At 46.4% G+C, this 24,375-nt stretch carries 19 protein-coding genes and 1 tRNA gene; 3 read left to right on the forward strand and 17 right to left on the reverse strand.

The annotated features are described in order from the left end of the window. Positions 1-37: 37 nt before the first annotated feature. Complete coding sequence (locus tag FHW36_RS20735) at positions 38-853, reverse strand: Rossmann-like and DUF2520 domain-containing protein (protein ID WP_394349243.1); 816 nt, start codon at positions 851-853, stop codon at positions 38-40. Between the two features lie 415 nt (positions 854-1,268). Between FHW36_RS20735 and topA the strand changes: the two genes are divergently transcribed. Together topA and FHW36_RS20745 are read left to right on the forward strand one after the other, a co-directional pair. Next, complete coding sequence (gene topA, locus FHW36_RS20740) at positions 1,269-3,617, forward strand: type I DNA topoisomerase (RefSeq protein WP_145671501.1); 2,349 nt, start codon at positions 1,269-1,271, stop codon at positions 3,615-3,617. Between the two features lie 127 nt (positions 3,618-3,744). Beyond that, a complete protein-coding gene (locus FHW36_RS20745; protein WP_145671502.1) occupies positions 3,745-4,617 on the forward strand; it encodes a transglutaminase-like domain-containing protein in 873 nt (290 codons plus the stop codon). Positions 4,618-4,718: 101 nt separating this feature from the next. On the opposite strand, the gene FHW36_RS20750 is transcribed toward FHW36_RS20745, so the two are convergent. From FHW36_RS20750 to FHW36_RS20770, 5 genes are all read right to left on the reverse strand, one after another. After that, positions 4,719-4,937, reverse strand: a complete 219-nt coding sequence (locus tag FHW36_RS20750; protein ID WP_145671503.1) for a hypothetical protein — start codon at positions 4,935-4,937, stop codon at positions 4,719-4,721. Between the two features lie 87 nt (positions 4,938-5,024). Then, positions 5,025-6,338, reverse strand: coding sequence for a ribosome biogenesis GTPase Der (der, locus tag FHW36_RS20755; protein WP_145671504.1), 1,314 nt, complete (start codon positions 6,336-6,338; stop codon positions 5,025-5,027). A 57-nt stretch (positions 6,339-6,395) separates the two neighbouring features. Then, a complete protein-coding gene (gene era / locus FHW36_RS20760; protein ID WP_145671505.1) occupies positions 6,396-7,265 on the reverse strand; it encodes a GTPase Era in 870 nt (289 codons plus the stop codon). A 100-nt stretch (positions 7,266-7,365) separates the two neighbouring features. After that, positions 7,366-7,437 (reverse strand) — tRNA-Met (locus FHW36_RS20765). A 110-nt stretch (positions 7,438-7,547) separates the two neighbouring features. After that, positions 7,548-7,952, reverse strand: a complete 405-nt coding sequence (locus FHW36_RS20770) for a single-stranded DNA-binding protein (RefSeq protein WP_145671506.1) — start codon at positions 7,950-7,952, stop codon at positions 7,548-7,550. Positions 7,953-8,193: 241 nt separating this feature from the next. Between FHW36_RS20770 and FHW36_RS20775 the strand changes: the two genes are divergently transcribed. Next, positions 8,194-10,569, forward strand: a complete 2,376-nt coding sequence (locus tag FHW36_RS20775) for a TonB-dependent receptor (RefSeq protein ID WP_145671507.1) — start codon at positions 8,194-8,196, stop codon at positions 10,567-10,569. A gap of 66 nt (positions 10,570-10,635) precedes the next feature. On the opposite strand, the gene FHW36_RS20780 is transcribed toward FHW36_RS20775, so the two are convergent. The 11 genes from FHW36_RS20780 to FHW36_RS20830 all read right to left on the reverse strand — a co-directional run bounded on the left by FHW36_RS20780 (position 10,636) and on the right by FHW36_RS20830 (position 24,237). Continuing rightward, a complete protein-coding gene (locus FHW36_RS20780; RefSeq protein WP_145671508.1) occupies positions 10,636-12,444 on the reverse strand; it encodes an alpha-L-fucosidase in 1,809 nt (602 codons plus the stop codon). 199 nt (positions 12,445-12,643) lie between these two features. After that, positions 12,644-13,978, reverse strand: a complete 1,335-nt coding sequence (argH, locus tag FHW36_RS20785) for an argininosuccinate lyase (RefSeq protein WP_145671509.1) — start codon at positions 13,976-13,978, stop codon at positions 12,644-12,646. 38 nt (positions 13,979-14,016) lie between these two features. Continuing rightward, on the reverse strand, positions 14,017-14,598 hold the full coding sequence (locus tag FHW36_RS20790) for a GNAT family N-acetyltransferase (protein WP_145671510.1): 582 nt from the start codon (positions 14,596-14,598) through the stop codon (positions 14,017-14,019). A gap of 1 nt (position 14,599) precedes the next feature. Continuing rightward, on the reverse strand, positions 14,600-15,664 hold the full coding sequence (locus FHW36_RS20795) for a M20 family metallo-hydrolase (RefSeq protein WP_145671511.1): 1,065 nt from the start codon (positions 15,662-15,664) through the stop codon (positions 14,600-14,602). 3 nt (positions 15,665-15,667) lie between these two features. Next, on the reverse strand, positions 15,668-16,456 hold the full coding sequence (gene argB, locus FHW36_RS20800; protein WP_145671512.1) for an acetylglutamate kinase: 789 nt from the start codon (positions 16,454-16,456) through the stop codon (positions 15,668-15,670). Continuing rightward, positions 16,453-17,409, reverse strand: a complete 957-nt coding sequence (locus tag FHW36_RS20805; RefSeq protein ID WP_145671513.1) for an N-acetylornithine carbamoyltransferase — start codon at positions 17,407-17,409, stop codon at positions 16,453-16,455. The genes argB and FHW36_RS20805 overlap by 4 nt, the downstream gene beginning before the upstream one ends. Positions 17,410-17,481: 72 nt before the next feature. Beyond that, positions 17,482-18,609: an aspartate aminotransferase family protein gene (locus FHW36_RS20810; protein ID WP_145671514.1), complete on the reverse strand. Its 1,128-nt coding sequence runs from the start codon at positions 18,607-18,609 to the stop codon at positions 17,482-17,484. A gap of 29 nt (positions 18,610-18,638) precedes the next feature. Continuing rightward, positions 18,639-19,622, reverse strand: a complete 984-nt coding sequence (gene argC / locus FHW36_RS20815) for an N-acetyl-gamma-glutamyl-phosphate reductase (RefSeq protein ID WP_145671515.1) — start codon at positions 19,620-19,622, stop codon at positions 18,639-18,641. Between the two features lie 11 nt (positions 19,623-19,633). Beyond that, entirely contained in the window at positions 19,634-20,824 is a 1,191-nt protein-coding gene (gene argG / locus FHW36_RS20820) for an argininosuccinate synthase (RefSeq protein ID WP_246121203.1), read from the reverse strand. 50 nt (positions 20,825-20,874) lie between these two features. Then, on the reverse strand, positions 20,875-21,654 hold the full coding sequence (locus FHW36_RS20825) for a GNAT family N-acetyltransferase (protein ID WP_145671516.1): 780 nt from the start codon (positions 21,652-21,654) through the stop codon (positions 20,875-20,877). Positions 21,655-22,167: 513 nt separating this feature from the next. Next, positions 22,168-24,237, reverse strand: coding sequence for an alpha-L-fucosidase (locus tag FHW36_RS20830; protein ID WP_145671517.1), 2,070 nt, complete (start codon positions 24,235-24,237; stop codon positions 22,168-22,170). Positions 24,238-24,375 lie beyond the last annotated feature (138 nt).

The following is a 24,375-nucleotide window of genomic DNA, read 5'->3' on the forward strand; positions in this document are numbered from 1 at the left end:
AAAATAGCCAATTACGGATTAACAGCTCAGTAATTCTCTATTTATTATGAAACTGGTAAATAGCATCAGACATCACCTGGTATACCAGTTGCAGGTATTCGTTGCCGGCCAGCAACTGCCGGTGCAGTTGCATGGTGACTTCATCCTGGCGCAGGGCGGGTCCTGTTTGCACCGTTTCCGGCGGATGCTTTTCCAGGCGGTCGAATGTTTCCTTTATAATGGGTTGCAGCAAGCTGAAATCCAGCTGCTCGGCTTCACAGTAAGCTTTGGCCTGGGCAATCAGGTGATTGGTAAAGTTGTTACACAATACCGCGGTAAGGTGATATTTCAGCCTTTGTGCCGAGGTGGTAACGGTAACGCTGCCGGAAATACTTTGTGCCAAAGCCTGCAGGCGCCGGAGCACCTCATCGCTGCTGGCCTCCAGCATGACCGGGATAGGTGGATAACTTTTAATTTCCTTGCGGATCGACTGTAAAGGATACAGCACGCCTGTATTGGACGATATCCGGGAGATGGCGGATAAAGGGACTGCTCCGGCGGTATGCGCTACAATACGTTTTCCCAGGCGCAACTCATCGTTTAACTCCGGTATGGCCGAGTCACTTACCGCCAGCAGGTAAATGTCTGCGTCCATATTAATATCCTGCAAATCATTTGTATAAGCTGCGTTCAGCATTTCCCCCAATTCCCGTGCATGTTCCAACTGCCGGCTCACCACCTGCTTTACCTGGTGGCCATGAATCTTCAGGAGTTGTCCGAAACAATGTGCTACATTGCCAGTGCCAACTATGACTATATCCATTGTAATTAGTTTTAAATTAATACCCGTCTGCCAACCGCCATACAGGAGGATTTATCTTTTCTAATATACGCGATTTAATGGGTGCGCCGTTTTTACACGCGTTCCCAAATATAAAGACTATTGTATCAACAAGGTGGATCTGGCTGCGGCCGATTGGTCGTTTTTTTCCAATATTAGCGATATTAATAGTTTCATTATCTTTAACCACCCTCGGGAATAACTGTTATCGTCTATATTAATTATTAATGACCGGTGTTTGATATCTTTCTATAAGCCTGAATAGTTAATTATTTGATAACGAACCATCATGAATGGTCGCCATATTGTACACTCCCGGTGGAAAATATCTGGTGGGAATGGGTACCATATCAACCAATATCAATATAATTTTATATCATTGCAGAATTCATTGAAGTAATTATTTCACAGAATTTTGCGTATTTAGCAGCACATTAAAGAAGCATACATGGCAAAAAATTTAGTTATAGTTGAGTCCCCGGCGAAAGCCAAGACCATAGAAAAAATACTGGGCAAAGACTTTGAAGTCAAGTCCTGCTTCGGTCACATACGTGATCTGGAGAAGGATGACATGGGGATAGACATAGAAAATAACTTTAAGCCGAAGTATGTGATCCCGGACGACAAGGAAAAGGTGGTGAAGGAACTGAAGAAGCTGGCGAAGGATACCGATGAGGTATGGCTGGCAACGGATGAGGACCGTGAGGGGGAGGCTATTTCCTGGCATCTGTGTGAGGTGTTGAACCTGGATCCAAAAACTACCAAGCGTATTGTTTTTCACGAAATCACCAAGCCGGCCATCGAGAATGCCGTTCAGCATCCGCGTAAGCTGGATATGGACCGCGTAAACGCACAACAGGCCCGCCGTATACTGGACCGTATCGTGGGATTTGAAATTTCCCCGGTATTGTGGCGCAAAATGAGCATGCGTAACTCCCTTTCTGCCGGCCGTGTGCAGTCGGTAGCAGTGAGACTGATTGTGGAAAGAGAAAGGGAAATCAATGCTTTCCAGACGGTTAGCACCTTTAAAGTAGAAGCATGGTTTACCGGTAAAGACATTAATGGTAAAAGCATTTCCTTCAAAGCAGAAGGACCTGGTAAGTTTAAGACCGCAGAAGATGCCGAAAAGTTCCTGCAGGAATGCGTTGGCGCCGCCTATACGGTAAAAGATATCCAGGTAAAACCGGGCAAAAAATCGCCGGCAGCACCTTTCACCACTTCTACCCTGCAACAGGAAGCCAGCCGTAAACTCGGCTACAGCGTTTCCAAAACCATGTTGCTGGCCCAGAAGCTGTATGAAAGCGGTAATATCACCTACATGCGTACAGACTCGGTAAACCTCTCCGATACGGCCATCACGGAAATTGAAAAAGCGATTAAGGGTAACTTCGGTGAAAAATACCACCAGCACCGTAAATTCAAAAATAAAAACGAATCCGCACAGGAAGCGCACGAGGCCATCCGCCCTACCTACATGGAAAACGCCACAGTAGATGACAGCGATACCCGCAAACTGTACGAACTGATCTGGAAACGTACTATCGCCAGCCAGATGGCAGATGCCGAACTGGAAAAAACCATCGCAAAAATTGATATCTCTACCAACCACGATGAGCTCACCGCCAGTGGAGAAGTACTGAAATTTGATGGTTTCCTGAAAGTATACCTGGAAGGCCATGATGACGAAGATGAAACGGAAGAACAGGAAGGATCTTTACCTCCGTTGGCGGTAAAACAATCCCTGGACCTGAAAGAAATGAAGGCTACGGAAAGATTCTCCCGCCCGGCTCCCCGCTATACAGAAGCCAGCCTGGTAAAGAAACTGGAAGAGCTGGGTATTGGTCGTCCATCTACCTATGCGCCTACCATTACCACAATACAGAAACGTAACTACGTAGAAAAGAGAGATAAAGAAGGGGTAAAAAGAGATTTCCGCATCCTGATACTGAAAGCCGATAAGATCAGTAAACTGACAGAAGCTGAAAATACAGGGGCAGAAAAATCCAAATTATTCCCTACCGACCTGGGTATGATCGTTACCGACTTCCTCAACCAGTACTTTAATAATGTAATGGACTATGGCTTTACCGCCAAAATTGAAGAGGAATTCGATGAAATTGCCAGCGGTAAAAAGGTATGGAATAAGATGCTGAAAGAGTTTTATTCTCCTTTCCATAAAGATGTGGAAAACACACTGGAAAATGCCGAAAGAGTGAAAGGCGAACGCCCGCTGGGTGTAGACGCCGCCTCCGGTAAACCGGTGGTAGCCCGTATGGGACGCTACGGCCCCATGATCCAGATAGGCAGTGTGGAAGACGAGGAAAAGCCACGTTTTGCCAAATTGAAAGCCACCCAAAGCATTGAAACCATCTCTATGGAAGAAGCCATGGAGTTGTTTAAACTGCCCCGCAACCTGGGACTGTTTGAAGGCACGGATGTGATCATCAATATTGGCCGCTTCGGACCTTATGCACAACACGATAAAAAGTTCTATTCCCTGAAAAAGGAAATGGATCCATATACCGTAGAGCTGGATGAAGTAGCTCCGCTGATCGCAGAAAAACGTACCGCCAAAGACGAACGCACCATTAAGATATTCGAAAAGGAAAAGATCCAGATACTAAAAGGACCTTATGGCCCTTACATTAAACAAGGTCTGAAGAATTATAAAATACCGAAAGAAAAAATTGAAACGGCTGCCGACATCACCCTGGAAGAAGCCAAAGCAATCATCGAAGATGTGAAGGCCAATCCACCGAAGAAGAAAGCGCCGCCTCGTAAGAAGAAAGCTGAATAACGCCGTGGTAACAGATGATGAAAAATGAAGGCAAGGAAAATAACTGCAGTGTGAGTGATATGCGTATTATTTAATTTGCCAGCAGGATCACATTATTTGATGATTACCACCTGATCATAATAATGGCATGAACGAAAACAGAGAAATAAACGCTTTGTTCCACCTGTTGGATGATCCTGATCTGGAGGTATTTGACACTGTTGCCAGTAAAATATTACTGTACGGTAAAGATATCATTCCCAATCTGGAGAATTTGTGGGAGAATACGGTTGACGAGGCTATTCAGGAAAGGATAGAGCTGCTCATTCATCGGGTACATTACCAGGATTTGCAGGCGGCCGTACGTGCGTGGGGACTTTCAGATTCCCAGGGCTTGTTGCAGGGAGCTATCCTGGCATCACGGTACCAGTTTCCCGACCTCATCGACACACAGATTTTAACAGAAATAGATCGGATTAAACGTAATATCTGGCTGGAACTGAATAACTACCTGACACCACTGGAACAGATCAATGTGCTGAACAGCATGGTTTATAATTACTTTGGATTAAAAGGAGAAGAAGTATCCTACCAGCGTAAAAACCAGTTTTTCGTTAACCAGGTAATAGAATCCAAGAAAGGTAATCCCATTACCAACGGCATCATTTATCAAAGCCTGTGCGCCATGCTGGATTTGCCCGTATATGCTGTTAATATACCCAGGCAGTTTATCCTCGCGTATTTCGATAGCTACATCGATTTTTCCGTACCGGTAGATCCTGCCGACCATCGCATCCTGTTCTTTATAGATCCTATCCAGGGACAAATTTACACGCAACAGGATGTAGATACTTACCTGAAAAGAGTATCGGTACCTTCCGTTCCCTCTTATTTTAAGCCACAGTCCAACAAACGGATTATCCAGTTCCTGCTGGAAGAATTATCTAAATGCTTCCGGGATGACAAAGATGCATACAAGCAGGATGAGCTGATGAACCTGGCGAGTATACTGGAAGACTAAATAGATTTTTCCCTTTTTTTATATGCAATTAAAAAGCCCACCGCATAAGCGATGGGCTTCTTAATTTCTTGCAAGAAAGATATATTATATGAAATAATATCTTACTTAGCGTGAGTTGCAGCAGCAGAATCAGCAGCAGGAGCTACAGTTGCAGCAGAATCAACGTGAGCAGCAGAATCAGCTGGAGCTGGAGCTACTGGAGCAGCGTTCATAGTGTCAACAGCTGGAGTTGCAGTAGAATCAGCAGCTGGAGTGCTACCACCGTTACAAGCTACGAAGAACATACCAGCGGCAACTGCGAATACAAATAATTTTTTCATTTTAGTTCGTTTTGTTTTTTAAAACCGGCGCAAAGGTATGCAAATTTTATAAAATACAAAACCTGATAGCTTTTTTTAACACGGGTTTTACTTTTTCCTGAAGAATATCTTCAAAGGCACCCCTTTAAAGTTAAAGTTCGAGCGAATCTGGTTCTCCAGGTAATTACGATAAGGCGTTTTAACATCATCCGGGAGATTACAGAAAAAGGCAAATGCCGGCGTATGGGTAGGTATTTGCGTTACATACTTAATACGGATAGGCACTCCTCTTACTACCGGTGGGTGATAAGATTCGATCGCTTTCAGCATTATTTCATTCAACACGGAAGTCTGTATACGGCGTAAGCGGTTATCATATACTTCCAGCGCCGTTTCTATCGCTTTGAAAATACGTTGCTTTTCTGTTACGGATGTAAAGATGATGGGCACATCAGAAAATGGCGCCAGGCGTTGCTTCAGTTCCTTTTCATAATCACGGGCGGTGTTGGTGCCTTTCTCCATCAGGTCCCATTTATTCACCAGGATCACCACACCTTTACCTTTACGGGCTGCCAGGCTGAAAATGCTCAGATCCTGCGCAGTAATTCCTTTCTCTGCATCGAGCAGCAACATCACTACATCCGATTCATCTACTGCCTTGATGGCACGTATCACGGAATAAAATTCCAGGTCTTCCTGCACTTTGTTTTTACGCCGGATACCAGCGGTATCAATCAGCATAAAATCTTTCTGGAACATGTTGTAACGGGTGTGAATCGTATCACGGGTAGTACCTGCAATGTCGGAAACAATGTTACGTTCCGTGCCGATCAACGCGTTCAGCAAAGATGATTTACCTACGTTAGGTTGACCAATAATAGCAATTTTAGGCAAATCAGCGTCCAGGATAGCTTCTCCCATTTCAGGGGTAATATGATTTACCACTTCATCCAGCAATTCGCCGGTACCGCTTCCGCTCATAGAGGAGAGGAAGAAAATATGCTCAAAGCCCATGCTGTAAAACTCCGTGGCTTCCAACTGACGCTGACTGTTATCTACTTTGTTAACTACCAGTAATACAGGTTTGGAGGTGCGGCGCAGGATATCTGCTACATCCGAATCCAAGTCTGTAATACCTGTGGTTACATCACACATAAAAATAATCAGGTTGGCTTCTTCTATGGCCACTTTCGCCTGCTTGCGGATTTCCCGCTCAAACACATCGTCACTATTGGATACAAATCCACCCGTATCAATTACATTGAAGGTTTTGCCATTCCAGTCAGCAATACCATACTGACGATCACGGGTTACCCCGCTCTGGTCATCTACGATGGCCTTGCGCTGTTCCAATAAACGATTAAACAACGTTGACTTACCAACGTTGGGACGACCTACTATAGCTACTGTAAATCCTGCCATGTTATTATATATTTTGTCGTACTAACCTGGATAATACATCCAGGAATTTTTCATGCTTTAATAGCCGTATTCCTTCAGGAAGGTGTCGTTATCGCGCCACTTTCCTCTCACTTTTACAAACAGCTCCAGGAATACTTTTCTTTCTATAAACTTCTCTATATCCTGGCGTGCCAGGGTGCCTATCTCACGGATAGATTTTCCCTTTTCTCCCAGGATAATTCCTTTCTGGGTGTCGCGGGTAACGATAATCTCCGCCGTTATTTTCGTGAGGGTATCCTTCTCCTGGAATTGTGTAACAATTACCGTGGTGTGATAAGGAATTTCCTCTTCGAACAGCTGGAATATTTTTTCACGGATCATCTCTGCTACGAAAAAGCGTGTAGACTTATCCGTTAGTGTATCATCCGGGTAGAAGGCATTTGCTTCGGGCAACAGTTTTACGATAGCCGCCAGGAGTTCTTTGATACCTTTTTTCTGCATCGCAGAAATAGCTACCACCTCCGTGGCTTTGCCCCAGGCTTTTGCACGCTCCAATAAAACAGCCATATCTTCCTTTATGATATTATCCATTTTATTGAGGATGAGGACCACCGGCACTTTCAGCTTCAGGGAATCGAACAACTCCAGGTTTTCCTCCAGCGAATCTTTGGCATCTACAATTAATAATGCCACGTCGGCATCTTCCAGGGCAGATTTTACCGCGCCCATCATTTTCTCATGCAGCTTGTATTTGGGGTCAATGATACCCGGGGTATCAGAAAACACAATCTGGTAACCGGGCTCTGTCAACACCCCTGTAATCCGATGCCGGGTAGTTTGCACTTTAGGAGATATAATCGCCAGCTTTTCGCCCATAATGGCATTCAGCAATGTGCTCTTTCCCGCATTGGGCTTCCCGAAAATATTTACAAAACCTGCTTTATGCATGATGATATTTAAAAGACTGTTGTGACAACCCGGACTGGCAGAAATAAAAAAAGCCGAATTTCTTCGGCCCTTACTTCTTTACTGCATTGATCGCTATTTGTAGCGAGGAGCGGATTCGAACCACTGACCTTCGGGTTATGAGCCCGACGAGCTACCTCTGCTCTACCTCGCAATGAGGGTGCAAAGATAAGAATAATTTAATTGTTGCCAAATCTTTTTCCGAGAAACAGAAAAAGCCAACCATAAAAGGTTGGCTTTCATATTGGAATGCTTGATATACATTTAGAATGGAAGATCGTCAGCAGGCTGCTCCTGTACGGGCTCTGCCTCAGGAACGGGCACCTCCGTGAAAGCTTTTCTTTTTTCCTCTTCCCTGCGGCTGAGTAATTGCAAAGAAAAAACCCTCAGTCTTAACGCACCCGATAAAGCGCCGGTGTTGCTGCTTACATACGCCTCCACTTTAGGAGCGCCCTCTACATACACCATTACTCCCTGTGTCAGGTAAGGAGCTACATTACCCTTGTCCCATAACGAACAATCTACCCAGGTAGTTCTTTCCTCCAGTATGCCCTGCGCATTTTTAAAACGCTCATTTACGGCAACCGGGAAATTAAATACCGTGGCCCCGTTGACTTCTTTTTTCACTACATCGCGGCCTAAATGCCCGATTAACTGAAGCTTGATCATCAGAAATAAAGATTTAAATGGTTAAAAATTTATAAAAGATGACTGAGAGAAGTATCCATGGAATTTACGCCATTTTCACTCCACCAAAAAATAAATTCTGCTTTTTAATGAATACAGCTATACCTTTGCACTAACACAACACATGGGGTGCCTTACTTTCAGGCTGAGATCACACCCAATGAACCTGGACCAGGTAATGCTGGTTAGGAATGACGAAAACAGAAAACAGACATATACTTACATGAAACAGCTAATGTTATTAGCGCTGCTATCTATAGCGGGCGCTTTACATGCACAATCGCTGGTAACCGGTACGGTAACCAGCAAAACCAATGGCCAGCCACTGGAGGGCGTTACCATTTCCATCAACCAAACAGGTACATTAACCAACAGCAAAGGTCAATTCAATATACGGCTTCCTAAAAAAGGAAGCTATACTTTAACAGCCAGCTACCTTGGCTTCAAGGCTTTCAGCACCACCCTCCAGGCGCATAACAGTACCCTGCTACAGGATATCACCCTCGAAGAAACCGGACTGCTGGTAAAACCAGTGGAAATCAGCAGCCTCCGCGCAGGTAAAAATGCACCATTCGTCAACACCACGATATCAGCTGCAGATATCAAAAAACAAAACCTGGGACAAGACCTGCCCATACTGCTTGATCAGCAACCCGGCGTAGTGACCAACTCCGATGCCGGCACCGGTATAGGTTATACGGGTATGCGTGTACGTGGTTCCGATATTACCCGCATCAACGTTACCGTGAACGGTATCCCGGTAAATGACGCAGAGTCGCAGGGAACGTTCTTTGTGAACATGCCCGACTTTGCCTCGTCCGTCAGCAGCATTCAACTGCAACGTGGCGTGGGTACCTCTACCAACGGCGCAGGCGCTTTTGGCGCCACGCTCAACCTCAGCACCAACGAATTTAATGAAAAAGCCTACGGCGAAATCAGTAACAGCTACGGTTCTTTCAATAGCTGGAAACATACGGTAAAAGCAGGTTCCGGCCTGATCAACGATCACTTCACCATCGACGCGCGCCTGTCGAAGATCAGCTCCGATGGTTACATCGACCGTGCTTCTTCCGACCTCCGCTCTTTCTATACCTCCGCGGCATATATCTCTAAAAAGACAGCCATACGGCTTAATGTCTTCTCCGGAAAAGAAAAAACATACCAGGCCTGGTATGGTGTACCTAAAGCATTACTGGCCACAGACAGGACTTACAACATGGCCGGCACCGATAAACCCGGCGCCCCTTATGATAATCAAACCGACAACTACCAACAGGATCATTACCAGTTGTTCCTGAACCAGGAAATCAAATCCAACTTAAACTTCAACGTAGCCTTCCACCTTACCCGCGGAAGAGGCTACTACGAAAATTATAACGGCCACAAAAGCCTGGCTGACTATGGCATTCCCATTGTCAACATCAACGGCGTTAAAAGAGATTCGGCTGATTTAATCAACCAGTTATGGCTGGACAACTATTTCTACGGTAGCGTATTTTCTGTAAACCGTACCGGCGAAAAGTTCAATTGGAGCCTGGGTGGCGGCTGGAACAGGTACACCGGCGACCACTTCGGTAAAGTGATCTGGGCAGATACCCAGTTTGACAAAGACCATGAATATTACCGCTATCCTGCCGCGAAAAACGACTTCAACGTTTACTGGAAAGGCGAATATAAATTTACCAACGCGCTCAGCCTCTTTGTGGATATGCAATACCGGAATATCATGTACAACATGGATGGGTTCGAAGCTGCGCCTGCGTATATTGCCCATGTCAACTACAATTTCTTCAATCCTAAAGCAGGTATTTCCTACGCCATCAACCCTACCAACCGCGTGTTTGCTTCCATTGCCATCGCTAACAAAGAGCCCAATCGTGGCGACTTTGAAAACAACTATGGCGTAGCTACTCCCAAACCGGAAGTACTGCGCGATGTAGAAGCCGGCTATTCCTGGAATAACAACATCGCCGCCATCCAGGCCAACGTGTACTATATGAACTATAAAAACCAGCTGGTACAAACCGGTATGCTCACGGATGTGGGTGCCTATATGCGCACAAACATCCCGAAGAGCTATCGTATGGGTGTTGAAATAAACGGTACTGTAAAACTGGCCAGCATCGTAAGCCTGGCCGCCAATGCCGCGCTGAGTCAGAATAAAGTACTCGACTATCACGCCGTTACTTACGATTCGCTGGGCGCCACGCATACACAGGTATTCAACAAAACCAATATTTCCTTCTCCCCGTCTTTCGTAGGTGGGTTAACGTTATCTGTAAAGCCGGTAAAAAATCTGAATGTAGATGTATTGGGTAAATATGTGAGCCGCCAGTATATGGACAATACCTCCAATATAGCCGGTAGCCTGGATCCTTACTTTGTGAGCAACCTGCGTGTCAACTACGTAGTACCGCAACAGCTATTCCGCGAGCTGGGAGTGCAGTTTATGCTGAACAATATTTTCAATACCAAATATGAGCCCAATGGAAGTACTTACAGCAGCTACGACCTGAAAGGCAACCGGGTGGCCTACGACAGCTATTACTATCCTATGGCAGGCATTAACTTCTTTGCCGGTATTACCGTAGGTTTTTAAAGAGACAAACATATAAACGGGGTGTTGATCTAAGCGATCAACACCCCGTTTTGCATAAAAGACCATTTATTTTTTCACAGGAATAAGACGCACCTTTGTCAGGTTCATTACGCCTAAACCAGTTTTGTTGACCGCCGCTATCACTACATTATGAACATTTGCGGTTTCAAAAGTAACGGTGCCCAGTGTCCAGTCTTTATAAGCACCCCAACTATTATCGGTGCTCTTTACGGTACCGCTCAAATTGGTATTACCTGCTGCCACCTCGATCTTAGCACCTGCGGAGGCATCTGTACAAGCCATGTTTAACACCACCTTATACTTACCCGGCTGTTTTACATTTACATGCCAGGTAACCTTACCTTCCACATTCATCCAGTTACACAATGCAGGTACTTCCCCCTCTGAGTATACAATACCGCCTGTTAGCTGTGCATCGCCGGCCGGCAACACATAGCTGCCATCTTTTTCAGGAAATATACCTTTCGATAGCAGCGAGGTACCGGTAACATCCAGTGCTACCACGGTGGCATTATTATTTTTAAATGCACGGTTACTAACGTCAATAAATATACCGCGTTCATCTGTTTGTACCCGTAACGGCGTATGGGCGGCATCTGCCAGGAAGTAAGCCTGTGGCTGTACGCCGGCATCCGGCGCCAACGGTACATACAAACGGTTATCCGCCGGCCAGCTGAAAATATGCAGGAAGTATTTGCCTGGCTTGGTGGTAATGCGTCCCCAGTTTACGCGGCCAATGGAATTGGCCCGCGTGCCATAAATGGCTTCGCTATTTACCCGCATCCAATCGCCAATGCCATGCATCAGCGTGATACTCTGGCCAGGAATAGTGCCGTCGCCCATAGGGCCTACGTTCAACAGGTAGTTACCACCTTTGGATACAATGTCGATCATATTGCGCACCAGCTCTTGCTCGGTGTGCCATTTATCGTTGTGCTTACTGTATCCCCAGGTACCATTCATGGTCATGCACGATTCCCAATCCATGCCTTTGAAGCCTGTTTCGGGAATAAACTGCTCCGGTGTTACCAGGTCGCCGTTGGCACGGGTGTATTCGTTATTATTATCGAAGGCGTATAAGCGGTTGTTCATAATGATGTTGGGATGATGCTTCTTCACCATCGTCACCAGCGCATTAGCGCCCCATTTTTCGCCCTGAATCTCCTTAGAGCTATAATCCCACCAAACCACATCAATAGGTCCGTAATTGGAAAATATCTCTTCCGCCTGCTGATGCATATACGCAACATATTTCGCGTTATCACGGGTATCATTCTTCACGCCTCCCGGCGCAGGTAAACCATGTTCTACATAAGCATCTGGTTGGTGCCAGTCCAGCAGCGAAAAGTAAACGCCTACCCGCAGCCCTTGTTCATGCAGGGCGTTCACGATTTCGCGAAACAGGTCGCGGCCAGTCACATCCATCGCATCAAAGGTGGTGGTTTTACTATCATGGAGCGCAAAGCCTTCGTGGTGGCGACTGGTAAAGATTACATAGCGGCAGCCTGCATCTTTGGCTGTTTTTGCCCATTCCCGGGCGAAATCTTTTTTGGGCTTAAAAAGGGGTGTCAACTTACTGGCGTATTCTGCTGCCGGCACATTTGCCATATTCTGTAACCATTCTACACAGCCGTCATAGTTTTTGCCGTTCCATTCGCCCGCGGCTACACTGTATAAGCCCCAATGGACAAACATACCAAAATGGGCGTCCCGGAACCAGCGCATACGCGCATCCCTGATGGCTTCCGGCTCCTGCGCATTGGCCACCAGACCGGCGTCCTGCTGAGCATAAATAACATTGGTTGATAAAAACAGGGCGCCCGAAAGGGCTGCCTGCAAAAATCTTTTTTTCATTGTTTTCCTGATTTACGTGGGAAGATGTTAGACAGATAAATTAGCATAAACACCTAACTACGCAAAGCATCAGGCAAAAAACGTAAAGTATAAAGCAAAAAGCTATTAAAGCATAAAGCTATTAAGGCGGATGATCTTATCGAGTATAGTACCCGTTTCGATCATCCGCCTCAATAGCTTTATGTTATATGTTTTATAACTACCCGTTCAATAACTGCTCCAGCGCCTTGTCTACCGACTCAAAGGGAAATCCTTTTACCACCAGGTCCATCTGCGCGGCAATCTGTTCGGTACACAAATTACCGATACTTCCGGCATGGGTATGTGCCACTGTTTTCTCCGGAGAAAAAGTACCTTTTTCAATGTCCATTCCTACCTGTTTATAAGCTTCGCGGAAAGGCGTACCTTGTAACACCAGGTTATTTACCACTTCTACGCTGAACAGGTATTGGTATTTTTCATCGTCCAGGATATTTACCTTGACACGTATATTTTCCAGCATCAAACGGCTCATACGGATACAATCCTTCAACGTTTGAAATGCGGGGAATAGGTTTTCTTTTAACAGCTGTAAATCGCGGTGATAGCCGGAAGGCAGGTTAGTGATCATCATCGCAATTTCATTCGGTAACGCCTGCAATTTATTGCCATGCGAACGAATCAGTTCCCATACATCCGGGTTCTTTTTATGCGGCATAATGCTGGAACCGGTGGTCAGCTCATCGGGGAAGCTGATGAAACCAAAGTTCTGGTTCATGAACAAACAGGCGTCCATGGCCATTTTAGCAATGGTAGCGGCGATGCCTGATAGTGCAAATGCAACAATCTTTTCCGTTTTACCACGCCCCATCTGCGCATACACCACGTTGTAGTTCAGCGCTTCGAAGCCCAGCAAAGAAGTGGTCAACTCACGGTCAAGGGGAAACGAAGAACCATAGCCGGCCGCGGAGCCCAGCGGGTTTTTATTTACCACCTTATAAGCGCCCTGCAGCATAGTCAGGTCATCTACCAGGCTCTCTGCATAGGCACCAAACCATAGCCCGAAAGAGGATGGCATGGCAATCTGCAGGTGCGTATATCCTGGTATCAGGTGACCTTTATATTCCTCGCTCTTTTGCTGTAAAAGATGAAACAGCGCCAGTACTTCTTCCACCATGATTTGTAACTCATGGCGCAGGAATAATTTCAGGTCTACCAGCACCTGGTCGTTGCGGGAACGGCCGCTGTGGATCTTCTTACCAACTTCACCCAAACGGCGGGTCAGCAGTAATTCCACCTGGGAGTGAATATCTTCTACGCCTTCTTCCAGTTTAAAATTACCTGCCTGTATTTCATGGTAGATATTTCTTAACTCCTGCTTTAATACGGTCAATTCTTCCGCTTCCAGCAGCCCGATACTTTGCAGCATGGTGATATGTGCCATAGATCCCAGCACATCAAAGGGTGCAAGGTAGGCATCCATTTCACGATCCTTCCCTACCGTAAATTGTTCTACGGAAGCCAGAGAAACTTTATCTTTTTGCCACAATTTCATAATGCTATAGTTTTTTATACCACCAGAGCGGTACAAAATTAAAAATCATATTTACCAAATACCCGCTGTTTCGCCTCAGGCCACTCTTCCCGAAGCATACTGAAATACACAGTATTGCGTATCCTCCCGGTGCTGGTGATCATGTGCCGGCGAAAAATGCCTTCCTGTGTACATCCGAGGCTCAGGATAGCATTGCGCGACTGCGTATTCAGCTCATCGGTTTTGAATTCTACCCGGTTCAGTTCCAGCTCTTCGAACGCGTACCGCAGCATGGCATATTTCATGGCCTTATTTAGCCCCGAACCATGCAAGGAAGGGGCAATCCAGGTAGCGCCGATTTCCGTGCGTTTGTTGGGCAAAGACAGTCCCATATAACGGGTAGATCCCACTATCCTATTATCCTGTTTGTCAATGATCACAAAAGGAATGGATACGCCCGTCGCACGGTCTGTTAAGGCGATCTGGATATATTTTTCCAGGTCTTCCTTACTGTCGATCGTATACAATTGGATAGCCCACAACGACGCATCCGAAGCAATTTTCCACAGGGCATCCAGGTGCGATGCCTGTAAAGGCTGCAGCAACACGCGTTTATTTTCCAGTACAGGCTCGAAGTTCATGTTATTGTATCATTTCGAGTAAACGGATATAACTGTCAATACCATCCCTGATCTCCTGCAAATGAATGTACTCATCGGCAGTATGAGAGCGGGCCGAATCGCCTGGTCCCATTTTCACAGACGTGGCCGGAATCAGCGCCTGGTCGGAGGTGGTAGGTGAACCATAACAGGTCTTTCCTATGCTGATACCCGCCTGTACAAACGGGTGATCCATCGGGATAAATGAAGGCCGCATACGGGTCGACCTTGGCTTTACCTCACAGGATACGTTTGCCCGGATAATGTCCAGCAACTCTTCCAGGGTATATTGATCTGTAGCCCGTACGTCTACTACAAAGGAGCAGTCGGCCGGTACCACATTATGTGCTTTGTTAGAAGTATTGATAACGGTTACGCTCATTTTCACCGGACCCAGTGCGTCTGATACTTTTGGGAAGCGGTAATCTTTAAACCAGTTCAGATCAGGCAATGCTTTGTACAGCGCATTTTCCCCTTCTTCCCTGGCTGCGTGACCAGCTTTACCGGTACTGGTACAATCCAGTACCATCAGGCCTTTTTCCGCCACCGCCAGTTGTGTTTGGGTAGGCTCTCCCACAATGGCAAAGTCAATAGCAGGCAATCGTGATAAAATACTTTCTATTCCGTTGGAGCCGCTGATTTCTTCTTCTGCCGTGGTAGTGAGAATAATGTTATAGCTAAGATCACTGCGATGATAAAAATGCAGGAAAGTAGCTACCAGGCTCACTACGCAGCCACCGGCATCATTGCTGCCCAGCCCGTACAGTTTACCATCTTCCACATCCGGACTAAATGGGTCGCGGGTATATTGCGGGTTGGGTTTTACCGTATCATGGTGGGAGTTCAGCAGTATATTGCGCTTGGCAGGGTCGTAATGTTTATTGAAAGCCCAGATATTATTGAGATGCCGCTCGTGCGGAATATCCATGGCTGTCAGGAAATCACTGATCAGTTGTGCGGTGCCGTCTTCTTCCCGGCTTAATGAAGGGGTGGCAATCATCTGTTTCAACAGCGCCACGGCCACATCATATAATTTTTCGTTCCACATAGGTTAGCATATTAAAGTACCTGCTACTTTCGCTGTTGTATTACTCAGCACATCATCTGCATGTCCTATCAGTACTTCTTTCACTCCATTTCCGATAGCCCCGAAAGCATTTTGCAGCTTGGGTAATATTCCATCTGACAATACTTTCTCTGCTAATAACTGTTGGTAAATTTCCTGGTTGATCAGGTTAATCACCGCCTCGTCATCGTTCGGATCACGCAATACGCCTTTCTTTTCAAAGCAATAAATCAATCGCACGCTATAGAAGGCTGATAAGGCAATGGCCAGGGAAGAGGCAATAGTATCTGCATTGGTATTTAAGATCTGCCCGTTACCATCGTGGGTCAGCGGCGCAAATACTGGTGTAACACCGGCTTCCAGCAAGGTTTGCAGGGGGGCTATGTGCAGCTTTTCGGTATATACATCTCCTACAAAACCGTAATCAATTTCCTTAACGGGCCTTTTTACGGCAGGGATGATGTTGGCATCTGCGCCGGTTAAGCCGATCGCATTGCAGCCGTTGGCCTGCAGTTTGGCTACCAGCTGTTTGTTTACCAACCCTCCGTATACCATGGTCACCACGTCGATGGTGTCTGCATCGGTAATACGGCGTCCATCTATATATTTAGATTCGATTCCCAGCTTATCGCCGATACGGGTGGCAATTTTTCCGCCGCCATGTATCAGGATTTTCTTACCGGGTATTGCTGCAAACTTCTCCAGGAAGGTTTGCAGCAATGCCGGGTTATCGATTACGTTTCCGCCTACTTTAATGATAAATAAGTCAATCATAAGGATCCTTTCAGTATTTCACTCAAAACAGCCTGGGCAGCCCATACGCGGTTACCCGCTTCTTCAATCACAATAGATTGAGGGCCATCCAGTACTTCGTCTGCAATGACTACATTCCTTCTTACCGGCAGGCAGTGCATCACTTTGGCGCGATTGGTAAGTGCCAGTTTCTCATTAGTAAATGTCCAGCTGGGATCTGTACAGGTAATTTTACCATAATCCTGGTAAGACGACCAGTTCTTCACGTACACAAAATCCGCATCCTGCAGGGCTTTATCCTGGTCGTACTCAATATGGGCACTACCGGAAAATTTCTCATCCAGCTCATACCCTTTTGGATGAGTAATCACAAAGTCTGCTTCTCCCCAGGCATTCATCCATTGGGCGAATGAGTTGGGAACAGCCTGAGGCAACGCCTTTACGTGAGGCGCCCAGGTCATCACCACTTTAGGTTTGCGGGCCTGTTGCCAGTTCTCCCGGATGGTAATTACATCCGTTAAACTCTGCAAAGGATGCAGGGTAGCGCTTTCCAGGCTCACCACCGGTACCCCGGCATACTTAATAAACTGGTTGATATACTTCTCTGTATAATCTTCCTCTTTATTCTTCAAACCAGGAAAAGTACGGATAGCCATGATATCGAAGTACTGCCCCATTACAGCGGCCGCTTCTTTTACGTGTTCGGTGGTATTTCCGTTCATCACTACTCCGTCATTCATTTCCAGCGCCCATCCTTCCTTATCGATGTTAAACACAATGGCTTCCATACCCAGGTTCTTCGCTGCAATCTGTGTACTTAACCGTGTTCGCAAACTGGGATTCAGGAATATCATTCCCACTGTTTTGTTCTTTCCTAATTCCTTATCCCTGAAAGGATCTTTCTTGTAGTTCAACGCAATGTCCACCAACCGCGGGACACTGGGAACATCTGCTGTAGAAATAAATTGTTTCATTTCGCTTATAGGCTTTAAACAGGTAGTGGAAAGATTTTAAAGGCACACTACCTATATATACTGTTTGTCTGGTTACTTACTTAATTCTTTTCCGAAAGCGGCGAGGAACTCATCGGCATGTGCCTTGGTCAGCGCCAGTGATGGCAGCAAACGGATCACATTAGGCTTGGCTTCGCCGGTGAATATCTTATGCGTATGCAGCAGTTCTTTTCTCACATGTGCCAGCTCGGCAGGTAGCTCAATACCAATCATTAATCCCCGGCCTCTTACTTCTATTACCTTATCAAAGGTACGCAGTTGCTCCATCAGGTAAGCACCAACGGCAGCAGCATTTTCAATCAGCTTTTCTTCCTGGATCACTTCCAGTACGGCTAGTGCTGCGGCACAAGCCAGGTGATTACCGCCAAAGGTGGTACCCAGCATACCGTATACCGGCTGGAATTTAGGCGCAATACTGATGGCGCCTATCGGGAACCCATTGCCCATTCCTTTAGCCATGCTATAGATATCAGCCTGCACGCCTGCATGATCGTGAGAATAAAACTTACCGCTTCTGCCGTAACCACACTGTACGGAATCTGCAATAAATACTGCATTGTATTGGTCGCATAAAGTCCGGATTTTCCGTAGGAAAGATTCGCTCGCTACGTTGATACCGCCTACACCCTGTATCCCTTCAATGATCACAGAAGATACTTCATATTGCAGGAAAGCCTGTTCCAGTGCTGCTTCATCTTCCCATGGTAAAAATACTACGTTGTCCGTTTCATTTACCGGCGCTACAATCTTCGGATTATCGGTGGCGGCTACTGCCAGGGAAGTTCTGCCGTGAAAGGCTTTTCTGAAAGCAATGATCTTCTTTTTACCGTTGTAAAAGGAAGCCAGCTTCAACGCATTTTCATTGGCTTCTGCACCGGAGTTACATAAAAACAGCTGGTAATCTTCCTTGCCGGACACCTTCCCCAGCATGGTGGCCAATTGCTCCTGCAAAGGCATCTTTACGGAGTTGGAATAAAAGCCCACTTTATGCAGCTGGTCTGTTAACCGCTTTACATAGTGCGGATGCGTATGACCAATAGAAATCACGGCGTGGCCACCGTACAGGTCCAGGTATTGCGTTCCCTTATCGTCCCAAACATTGGATCCCAGGGCTTTTTCTATAATGATATCGTTGATAGGATAAACATCAAAAAGTTTCATGTTGGCGAAAAATTAAAGTGGTAAAACATTTAGAATACGATGGACTTCAGTTTCAGTCCCGCCGTTTCATCCAGTCCGCATACCAGGTTCATGTTTTGTACGGCCTGGCCGGAAGCGCCTTTCAGCAGGTTATCTTCAATGGAGTGGATCACCAGTTTATCGCCCACTTTTTCCAGTTGAATTAAGCACTTGTTGGTGTTCACTACCTGCTTGAGGTCTATCTGTTTTTCGCTTACATGGGTAAACGGATGACCGGCGTAAAAATCTTTATACAGCTTTACAGCGGCCTCCAGTGTTAAGTCGGTGTGCAGGTAGGATGTTACCCAGATACCTCTTGGGAAATCGCCCCGTACCGGCACAAAATTAACTTCACCATCGAAGCCTGGCTGCAAAAGCTGCAGGCTTCGTCGTATTTCTTTCAGATGTTGATGGCTCAGTACTTTATAAGTAGAAATATTATTGGCTCTCCAGGTAAAATGTGAAGTAGACTGCAGGCTTTGCCCGGCGCCGGTAGAACCGGTGATGCCGGTGGTATGTACCGTTGTCAGCAGTCCGGCTTTAGCCAGTGGCAGCAGCCCGAGCTGGATACCGGTAGCGAAGCAACCGGGATTAGCAATGTTCTTTGCCGTTTTAATTAAGTCGCGCTGCATTTCAGGCAGTCCATATACAAACGTCCGTTCTTTCACGGTTTCGCCTAAACGAAAATCCTGGCTGAGATCAATTATTTTCACATGATCTGCTATATCTGTAGCCTCCACAAATTTCTTAGATTCACCATGGCCCAGGCAAAGGAACATTACATCAATATCGTTGCTAAGTTCGCCGGTAAATAATTGTTCTGTTTCCCCCAGCAGATCGGCATGTACAGCGTATAACGGGTTACCTGCATTGCTACGGCTATGTACATACGAAATGGTTACATCCGGGTGGTTCAATAAAAGCCGGATCATTTCACCGCCTGTATATCCTGCGCCACCGATGATGCCAACTTTTATTTTTTTATCGTTTGCCATTACCTGCTGATTTAGATAGAATTTTTAACCTGGTGCCAGATCATGGTCTGGTTACCGAAAATTTTGCTGAATCCTCTTACGTCTTCTCCGCTCCAGCCGCTGTTCATTTCACCGTATTTACCAAACTTGCTGCTCATCAGGTCGTACGGGGAGTCGATACCGGTTACCTGGAAGCGATAAGGCATCAGGGTAACGAATACTTCACCGGTTACATTTTCCTGGGTGTTCTGCAGGAAGGCTTCAATGTCGCGCATTACCGGGTCCATGATCTGTCCTTCGTGCATATAGTTGCCGTAGAACTGTGCCAGTTGGTCTTTCCAGCTCAGCTGCCATTTGGTGAGTACATGTTTTTCCAGTGCGTGGTGCGCTTTGATGATGACCATTGGCGCTGCTGCTTCAAAGCCTACGCGGCCTTTGATACCGATGATGGTATCTCCTACGTGGATATCGCGGCCAATGGCAAATGGACCTGCGAGGGTTTGTAAATATTGAATGGCTTCAGAAGGGTGGCCGAATTGCTGATCGTTCACCGCTTTGAGCTCTCCTTTTTCAAAAGTTAATTTTACTTGCTCTTCACCTTGTTTGGTAAGCTGGGTAGGCCAGGCGGCTTCCGGCAGCATACCATTGGAAGTCAGGGTTTCTTTACCTCCTACCGAAGTTCCCCACATACCTTTGTTGATGGAGTACATAGCTTTTTCGAAGTTCACCTCCACTCCTTTGGATTTCAGGTAGCTGATTTCTTCTTCGCGGCTCAGCTTCATGTCACGGATCGGAGTGATGATTTCCACACCCGGGATCATGATATGGAATACCATGTCGAAACGTACCTGGTCGTTACCAGCACCGGTGCTACCGTGCGCTACTGCGTCGGCACCTACTTCCTTCACATATTCCGCGATGGCCAGAGCCTGGCTCATACGCTCTGCACTTACGCTCAGTGGATAAGTATTGTTCTTCAGCACGTTGCCGAAGATGAGATATTTGATTACGCCATCATAATAAGAACGTATCGCATTAACAGTTTTATGACTTTTAACGCCCAGGTTGTAAGCGCGCTTTTCAATTTCCTGCAGCTCTTCTTCAGAAAAACCGCCAGTGTTAACGATCACTGAATGCACTTCATATCCTTTCTCTTGGGTCAGATATTTTACGCAATAGGAAGTATCAAGTCCTCCGCTAAATCCCAGTACTACTTTTTTCATTATGACATCTTTTTTTATAATTCCAGATAACAATATTTACAGGCCTGTAATCAGAACAGGAAAAATTTCTTTTTAGATCCGGTGGCGCCACCTTCTTTTTTGCTGTTGAGCAAAACAAATCTTTTAAAACGCAACCATCGCTCATACAATCTTATATTTCCTTTAAATCTGCGACGGCGGCGTTCATGGTGCATGTGGCCGCTGGCGTTGACAGACAGCTGTGGCGTGGCAGTGGTAGCCTCTACGGCTGCTTTTTCCGCCATGGCTTTTTCTTCTGCTTCCTTCAGCTTTTCCAGCGGATCGTATAACATAGCCGTGCAGAGGCAATTCTTCCGCTGCTTGCTGGTGAGAATATCGAAATTCACACAGCTGCGGCATCCTTTCCAGAACTCTTCATCATCGGTCAGCTCAGAATACGTTACCGGCTCATAGCCCAACTCTGAGTTGATTTTCATTACTGCCAGCCCGGTCGTTAACCCAAAGATTTTGGACTCAGGGTATTTCTCCCTGGACAGTTCAAATATTTTCTTTTTAATCGATTTAGCTACACCATGGCCCCTGAAAGCAGGATTCACGATAAGACCGGAATTGGCCACGAATTTCTCATGTCCCCAGGCTTCTATATAGCAGAAACCTACCCAGTCACCTTTGTCCGTAACAGCAATCACTGCTTTACCTTCCTGCATTTTCAGCTCTACATAAGCAGGAGAACGTTTTGCGATACCTGTTCCTCTTGCTTTGGCAGATGATTCCATCTCGTCGGTGATGGTATTTGAATAGTGAATATCGTCAGGAGTGGCTACCCTAACGATGATATGTTGATTTTCCAACTTTTTAAATTGAAATCGTGAATCAATAAACTACATTGAAATTCCATTACTGGAAGGCTCACCGGAGGATTGGGGAATCACGGTGCGATAGCGGCCAATATTTTAGACAAGCGCTATCAAATTCTAGGTCGTCGGGAAAGGAATCTAAAGACATTGAACCCAACAGAATATACCCCTTTGTTTAAAGCGGGATGATATGCAGAGATGTTGGTATGAGTTGCGGTTTTTTCCAACTTCAGTTCAGCGTTAAATTGTTATAAATATTGTCTTTAGTTTAGATTATCCGCAAAGTTATAACAATATCTTTTTAAATAGTCGAATTTTTTTTGGGGAAGCAGGAATTTTAACAAACCACCTCCCTGGTGTCCCTGTGACACACAAAAGCAGGTCTTATATATTATCATTTTTTATATTAAATATGAAAGAGATGGGCGAAGACAAGCACGGAATAACCCGCTCCTGTCTTCGCCCATCTCTTTTTTCATACTCACTAAATAGGTGGTACCAGACCCCTTACCGGGTAATCACTCCCAGTTCGGCAATTCCAGCCCAATCCTGCGCGGCATCTGCCGGCGCTACCGCTACAAAACGGATATAGCGGGCTGCTGTGGCTTTGAAAGCCACATTTTGCTGTACAGGACTATTTTTAATATTGGCAAACTGCCCGCTGGCCACTGGTTTACCCCAGTTTTTACCATCGGCGCTGGTGTAAAATTCATATCCATATACAATACCGCCCAGGGATTCGCCCGTAGCCGGGATATAGGTAAATCCTTTCAGGGAAAGAGTTTCGCCCAGGTCTACCTGGAACTCATGCGGATATTTGGCCGTCGCCTGGCGATCAGTCAGGTATACGGTAGCCTTGTTACCATCTATCGCAGCTCCCGCTTCATGGTCCTTTGCTGCTGCATCGGCCTGTATTACCTGCCATTTGGCGGGCGCCACATCAAAAGCAGCAGTAGCCAGGTCGCTGGCATTGCCATTCTTCAGAAATGCCTTCGCTTTTACAGTACCTCCGCGCGGTAAGGATAATTGGGTGTTTTTGTTAAATACGGGCGACTTCACCCCAGGCATGCTGCCATCGGTAGTAAAGTGGATCACCGGGTCGGCCGACGCACAGGTAATATTAATATGCCCCGCTTTGTCCCGGCTGATCTCCGGGGTAGCCAGCACGCCAGGTGCCTTATACAGCTGCACTTCGCTGATCACTGGCGCAGCCTTGGCATCCAGGATATTGATACGCACCTGCGTGGTGGTATAGTCCGGCAACAGTAATATGCGCTTATGGCCAATGGTGGTTTCCCTGGCCACTTCCTTCATCTTCCCATTTTCCAGTATTTCTACGCTGAAAGCCTTTACCCGTTGTCCCAGCGCAATGTATTCCTGCAGTACCAAGCGGTTAAAAGTAACCGGCTTTTTATACGTCAGGGTGATAGCAGTAGTGGTGGCATCATCGCTGGTAGCCCAATAAGTACTGTTAGTGCCATCATTGAGGTGGGCTACTTGCACCGCCGCGTTATTGCTCCGCGTATGGGTGGCAGTCACCACGGCCTGTTTTGCCAGGTTGTTTTTGAATGTGGCATCCAGCACACGGCGCAGCTCCATCAACCGGGTAGAATCATTCGGATGAATGAGCCCCTCCCTGTCCACCGGCACGTTGAGGATCAGGTTACCATTACGGCCTACGGAACCATAATAGATATCCAGCAGGTGGGATATTGATTTTACTTTATCGTTGGTATCCGGACTGTAGAACCATCCTGGCCGGATAGACACATCACATTCGGCAGGAATCCATTGTTCGCCATCCTCATTACCTTCATTCAGCGATTTGGTAGGAGGGCCACCAGCGCCGGGCGTAAAGCCTTTTACATTGAGCGTGCTCCAGTTGGTAGTGCCGGCAATACCATTTTCATTACCCACCCAGCGGCAACCAGGACCTACATCGCTGAAGATAACGGCGTTGGGTTGATTCTTATATACTACGCTGTGAAACAGGTTCCAATCGTATGGCTGTTTGATATTGCCACCATTGGCACCATCGAACCATTGCTCAAACACAGGACCATAGCCGGATAACACTTCGTTGAGCGTATTGGCAAATACCTGGTTGTATGTAGCGGTACCATATTCAGGATGGTTACGATCCCAGGGAGAAAGGTATACACCGAACTTCAACCCGTATTCTTTACAAGCAGCAGAAAGTTCTGCCAGCACATCTCCCTTTCCATCTTTCCAGGCGCTTTCCCGCACAGTATGCGTGCTGTACTTGCTGGGCCACAAGCAAAAGCCATCATGGTGTTTGGCCGTAATCACAATCCCTTTCATCCCAGCCAGTTTGGCGGTACGTGCCCATTGACGGGCATCCAGGTGAGTGGGATTGAATACTTTCGGATCTTCATCTCCATGCCCCCACTCTTTATTGGTGAAAGTATTGGGACCAAAATGTATGAACATGTAGTATTCCATGTCATTCCAGGCTACCTGCGCTTTCGACGGCAAGCTGCCATAAGGTTTGATTTCCTGGGCCATGGCGATATTAAAGCCCAGCAAACCTGCAAGGAGTAAAGTCTTTTTCTTCATTAACAGCAGTAAATTTCAGATTACGGATGAAAGCGAAGATATACCAGATAACTATACCGATCCAATCCCAAATTCCCTATTCATAATTCAATTTTCACCTTCGCGTGATATGGATGCCTGGCGCTTTTTCCATCGGCC

The sequence above is a fragment of the Chitinophaga polysaccharea genome (genome assembly GCF_007829335.1).
Lineage (GTDB): Bacteria > Bacteroidota > Bacteroidia > Chitinophagales > Chitinophagaceae > Chitinophaga > Chitinophaga polysaccharea_B.

Excerpts from the sequence above, each read along its gene's own strand:
- topA (WP_145671501.1), top strand. The coding sequence starts at position 1,269 with ATGGCAAAAAATTTAGTTATAGTTGAGTCCCCGGCGAAAGCCAAGACC.
- FHW36_RS20745 (WP_145671502.1), top strand. The coding sequence starts at position 3,745 with ATGAACGAAAACAGAGAAATAAACGCTTTGTTCCACCTGTTGGATGAT.
- FHW36_RS20750 (WP_145671503.1), bottom strand. The coding sequence starts at position 4,937 with ATGAAAAAATTATTTGTATTCGCAGTTGCCGCTGGTATGTTCTTCGTA.
- der (WP_145671504.1), bottom strand. The coding sequence starts at position 6,338 with ATGGCAGGATTTACAGTAGCTATAGTAGGTCGTCCCAACGTTGGTAAG.
- era (WP_145671505.1), bottom strand. The coding sequence starts at position 7,265 with ATGCATAAAGCAGGTTTTGTAAATATTTTCGGGAAGCCCAATGCGGGA.
- FHW36_RS20770 (WP_145671506.1), bottom strand. The coding sequence starts at position 7,952 with ATGATCAAGCTTCAGTTAATCGGGCATTTAGGCCGCGATGTAGTGAAA.
- FHW36_RS20775 (WP_145671507.1), top strand. The coding sequence starts at position 8,194 with ATGAAACAGCTAATGTTATTAGCGCTGCTATCTATAGCGGGCGCTTTA.
- FHW36_RS20780 (WP_145671508.1), bottom strand. The coding sequence starts at position 12,444 with ATGAAAAAAAGATTTTTGCAGGCAGCCCTTTCGGGCGCCCTGTTTTTA.
- argH (WP_145671509.1), bottom strand. The coding sequence starts at position 13,978 with ATGAAATTGTGGCAAAAAGATAAAGTTTCTCTGGCTTCCGTAGAACAA.
- FHW36_RS20790 (WP_145671510.1), bottom strand. The coding sequence starts at position 14,598 with ATGAACTTCGAGCCTGTACTGGAAAATAAACGCGTGTTGCTGCAGCCT.
- FHW36_RS20795 (WP_145671511.1), bottom strand. The coding sequence starts at position 15,664 with ATGTGGAACGAAAAATTATATGATGTGGCCGTGGCGCTGTTGAAACAG.
- argB (WP_145671512.1), bottom strand. The coding sequence starts at position 16,456 with ATGATTGACTTATTTATCATTAAAGTAGGCGGAAACGTAATCGATAAC.
- FHW36_RS20805 (WP_145671513.1), bottom strand. The coding sequence starts at position 17,409 with ATGAAACAATTTATTTCTACAGCAGATGTTCCCAGTGTCCCGCGGTTG.
- FHW36_RS20810 (WP_145671514.1), bottom strand. The coding sequence starts at position 18,609 with ATGAAACTTTTTGATGTTTATCCTATCAACGATATCATTATAGAAAAA.
- argC (WP_145671515.1), bottom strand. The coding sequence starts at position 19,622 with ATGGCAAACGATAAAAAAATAAAAGTTGGCATCATCGGTGGCGCAGGA.
- argG (WP_246121203.1), bottom strand. The coding sequence starts at position 20,824 with ATGAAAAAAGTAGTACTGGGATTTAGCGGAGGACTTGATACTTCCTAT.
- FHW36_RS20830 (WP_145671517.1), bottom strand. The coding sequence starts at position 24,237 with ATGAAGAAAAAGACTTTACTCCTTGCAGGTTTGCTGGGCTTTAATATC.